The sequence below is a fragment of the Bacteroides sp. 1001302B_160321_D4 genome, assembly GCF_015667765.1.
Classification (GTDB): domain Bacteria; phylum Bacteroidota; class Bacteroidia; order Bacteroidales; family Bacteroidaceae; genus Bacteroides; species Bacteroides xylanisolvens.
Genome location: NZ_JADPLO010000130.1, coordinates 1 through 4,133, shown reverse-complemented (window position 1 = coordinate 4,133; position 4,133 = coordinate 1). Strand labels below are relative to the sequence as shown.

The 4,133-nt window shown below is 35.2% G+C and carries 7 protein-coding genes and 1 pseudogene; all 8 read left to right on the top strand.

Translation table 11 applies throughout. The features are described from left to right. A pseudogene (locus tag KFO40_RS25295) lies at positions 1-452 on the top strand (DNA polymerase III subunit alpha); the annotation flags it as partial. Next, positions 449-976, top strand: coding sequence for an ATP-binding cassette domain-containing protein (locus KFO40_RS25290; protein ID WP_138335678.1), 528 nt, complete (start codon positions 449-451; stop codon positions 974-976). The pseudogene KFO40_RS25295 and the gene KFO40_RS25290, both read left to right, overlap by 4 nt. A gap of 1 nt (position 977) precedes the next feature. Continuing rightward, positions 978-1,751: a PolC-type DNA polymerase III gene (locus KFO40_RS25285; protein ID WP_008647882.1), complete on the top strand. Its 774-nt coding sequence runs from the start codon at positions 978-980 to the stop codon at positions 1,749-1,751. Between the two features lie 3 nt (positions 1,752-1,754). Continuing rightward, entirely contained in the window at positions 1,755-2,036 is a 282-nt protein-coding gene (locus KFO40_RS25280) for a hypothetical protein (RefSeq protein ID WP_008647883.1), read from the top strand. Between the two features lie 72 nt (positions 2,037-2,108). Next, a complete protein-coding gene (locus tag KFO40_RS25275) occupies positions 2,109-2,594 on the top strand; it encodes a hypothetical protein (protein WP_008647884.1) in 486 nt (161 codons plus the stop codon). An 8-nt stretch (positions 2,595-2,602) separates the two neighbouring features. Further along, entirely contained in the window at positions 2,603-2,806 is a 204-nt protein-coding gene (locus tag KFO40_RS25270; protein WP_109115695.1) for a hypothetical protein, read from the top strand. A 1-nt stretch (position 2,807) separates the two neighbouring features. After that, positions 2,808-3,488 carry a hypothetical protein gene (locus tag KFO40_RS25265; RefSeq protein ID WP_008768547.1) on the top strand — a complete coding sequence of 227 codons (681 nt, stop codon included), beginning with the start codon at positions 2,808-2,810 and terminating at the stop codon, positions 3,486-3,488. A gap of 4 nt (positions 3,489-3,492) precedes the next feature. Next, complete coding sequence (locus tag KFO40_RS25260) at positions 3,493-3,921, top strand: DUF5675 family protein (protein WP_109115694.1); 429 nt, start codon at positions 3,493-3,495, stop codon at positions 3,919-3,921. The last annotated feature ends 212 nt before the right edge of the window (positions 3,922-4,133 follow it).

Below are 4,133 nucleotides of genomic sequence, written 5' to 3'. Positions count from 1 at the left end.
AACATTATTTCTGGAGTCAACAGCAAATCGCAATTAGTGGCATTGGAGCTATCGACTATAAACGTATTTATGACAATTCAGAAGCAAAGCCCCAAATAAAAGGAAAAGCATCTTGGGCACTTTTAAAAAACATACAAGACCCCGATTATGATGGAAAACGCGTTGCTATTTGTGCTAACATTGTAGATATTGAGGAGAAAAAGTTTAAAGACAAGAAAACAGGTGAGAATCGAGTTTTCTGCAAACTTTTACTTCAACAAAACAATGACCTGGTAGAAATGGTCATCTGGAATGATGAATGGATGAATGTCCGGGCAACACTTTGTAAGGGTGGTTCTCTTAGCAGTGCAAAGAACAAAATGCTTATATGTTCCGCCCAAGTTAAATACAGTGACTATACAGGTGGAAACAATCTTCAGTTATATAAATCTTCAATTATAGACATATTATGAAAATAAAAGCAAATATACCAGTTATTATAACTATTGTCGGACCATCTGGAAGCGGTAAGACAACAATGGCAAACATCATGTCTGAAAACGGCATTCCAACAATAGTATCATATACAACACGTCCCATGAGGGAAGAAGAAACAAATGGAAAAGAACATTGGTTTGTAACTCCGGAAGACAAGCCCCAAATGTCTGAAATGATAGCTTATACACAATTCGGCGAACATGAATATTGGGCTACATTGCAACAGGCAAAGCAGAAGATATGTACATACGTAATTGATGAAAAAGGTCTGAAATATTTAAAAGAAAAATTTCCAAACTCATTTATTATATTTTCTGTATATATCAACAGAAGTATAGATGATCGAATAAATTGTGGAATCGACCAACAGCGATGTGAACGCGATTTGAATCGTATAGAGATACCTTTAAATGAATATGATTATGTTATTCATAATAATTATTCACTCGAAGAATTTAAACAAAAAGTTAAACAACTCACACTAAGTTTATTAAAATAATATGGCAACTCCTAATAACGAAAAGCCAATTATCGTGGCTTTTACCTTAGACTTTGAGACTGGCGGTTTGGACTGCCAAGATTGCGCATGTACCCAGATTGCAATCCATGCAGTACGTATAGATACTTTTGAAACAATTGACAGATATGTAAAATACATATCCCCATATAATAAACAGCCGGATAAAGGTGTGGCTAAACGTAAAGTATTGAAGAGTAAATTTGATAAAGACGATGAACAGCCCATGAAATATGAAGAAAAAGCTCTGACTTATTCCGCCATAACAATGGATATGTTAGAATCTCTTGGTATGGACATCAAGCAAGTTGCGGCAGAGGTTATTGATTTTATCCGCAAAAACATATTATCAAAAGGTCGCAACATAAAACCCTTCTTAATTGGCCAAAACATTGGATTTGATATAGGATTCATGCAACAGTTAATGGAATATGGAGGACAAATGAAAGAATTTGCCAAATTAATGAGAGGAGAAACAGATTTCTATGGGCACTTCCAGCCTTTATATATAGACACAATCGTTTTAGGACAATTGGCTTTATCTCATTTAGATGGCATGAGCAGTTATAAATTGGAAATCATGGCAGAAAAATTTGGTATCGAACTAGATGATGCCCATGATGCAGATGCTGATGTAACAGCAACGACCAATGTGGCTATGGTATGTTCCCAAAGGATGCGTAATGCTTCCGGCATAGATGATGGTAGTATGGTTATGACCAAAACAGAAAAATCACGTGTTCATTTCAAAATATAAAATATGGTAACAGAAGAAGAAAAGCAACAAGCGCAATCAATTGGACTGGAGCCAGAAGTAGTGTTCAACACTCTTTCAGACCGAAGAATCCTGGCTGTACAAACCGAAGATACCCATGAAACTATTATGGAAATTTCCGGATATGATTTACAAATAAATTTTAATCGGGATAAGTTACAGAATATTGCAGATATAGAAAGTATGCTAGATGGACTCAAAGACCTATTCAGACGGGTTGTTATGCAAGATTTATTAGAAAGTAATGTTGAAAAAACAAACTCATAAAGCCTTTCCTAGCTATTCTTAGTAAACCAAGCCCAGTTGAACATATCGGCTGGGCTTTAATACAATTAAAGAATGGAACTAAAGAAACCAGAATCGTTGAATAAACAAGAAATTGATTTTTGTGAGCTGTTCATTTTCGGCTGTGACCCTTATGCTGGAAATGCTCGCAAATGCTACGAAGATATATTCTATGATTCCAGTCATACCTCTTTAAGAAAGGCAAAACAATTAATGGCGCGGGATGATGTACAAGAGTATATCAATCAGTTGCGAGCTATCGCAAATTATGAAACAGCCGATCTAAAAGCTCGTCTAACAGAAAAACTATTGCATATTATAGACGAAACTTCTACAGCAAAATATACAGATCGAAGAGGCACAGAGCTATCACCAGCTCCATTACGTTCTGTAGCTGTGCAAGCATCAAAAGCTTTAATGGAAATGTATCCAGTAAAGGTAGCACAAGAAAGTAAAGTTGAATTGAAAGGTAACGGTGACTCTGGTATTGTTTTCAATGTCATTGTTCCTCAATCTAATAATGATAATAATGTTGAATAAAAGAACAAATGGTAGGACGAAAAATTACAATCATTGCCTCCCCTTTATTGAAAGAATGGAAATTGAAAAAGTTAATTGGAAGGGACGGGGTTATTATTAAAGAGAATCAAACTCAAAAAACAAAAGGTGTATGGGTACGCTTAAATGAACCATTTGCAAATGAACTAGAATGGTTTATCCCAATCCAATCAGTACAAATTACTTCACATTAATATGGAACAGTTGGATAAAGGCATCGGATGGCTTCAAAAATTGCTTAACCTACAAAAGAGATATGGCTTTTTCAGCATTATAAAAGGACTATTTCTGTTGTTTTTAAGCGGTTACATCATATTTTTCGCATTAAATCCAAAGTATCTTTTGGATCGCATGTCCGAAATAACAACTGCCCAACACGACCATCTAGTAAATACAAGGTTATCGGCGGATTCCAATATTCGCCATATTTTATCTAAAATGATATTTACCACTAATGCTGACCGGGCATGGTTAATAGAATTTCATAATGGAAGTAAAAATCTGACAACAGGATTGCCATTCCTTTTCGGTTCGATGCGAATTGAAGAAGTTAGGGATAGTATATCAAACGTTGACGAAGACTATGCGGATTTTAGCTTATCAAAATACAAACTTGTGGCAAAAGTATTGGACGATGGATATTTTTATGGTGGGTTGGACGACATTCAAAAAATAGACCAACGCTTATATTACAAATTTCAAGCTAACGATATTAGCGAAATAGCCTTATTGACATTGTATGATGGGGAAAAGCCTGCCGGAATTATTGGATTATCGTTTTGTAATGGCAAAAAGATGGACAAACAACTGGTTGGAAAACATATCAGAAGCAGTGGTATAAAAGTAGCCACATTACTATCACAAATAAAAGATTAAGACTATGGAATTAAGATTAGAACGTCTATGGCCAAAAGAGACTTATACTATTGGCAGACTATATATCAATAATGAATTCTTCTGTAATACCCTAGAAGACAAGATAGTTGATAAAAATAAAAATGGAATATTCGATAATGGAGAGAAAAAGGTTTATGGAGAGTCAGCAATTCCGTATGGTACCTATAATATAATCTATAACTGGTCTCCCAAATTCGGTCGTAATCTTCCAAGATTATTAAATGTTCCCCATTTTGAAGGTATTCTCATACATAGTGGCAACACCGCCGCAGACAGTGCCGGTTGCATTTTAGTAGGGAAAAATTCAGCTGTAGGCCGATTATCTGAATCAAGATACACTTCCGATTGCCTTAATAAAAAGATTGAAGAGGCGCAAAAAAGAGGGGAACCCATTATTATCAGCATTGTATGAAACCAATTACTATCATAAGTTGTATTCTTTGTATTCTGTTGCTTGGTTCATGCGCTGCTTCTAAAAATATGGAGAAGCAACAACAGATAGATTACTCCAGTGAATTGCAACAACTTCGTAATTCACTGGACTCTCTTCACATAGATATTGATAAACAATCTAAAGTAACAGCAGACAAATTGAGTAATTTAAAGTTAGAAAATAAAACAGTG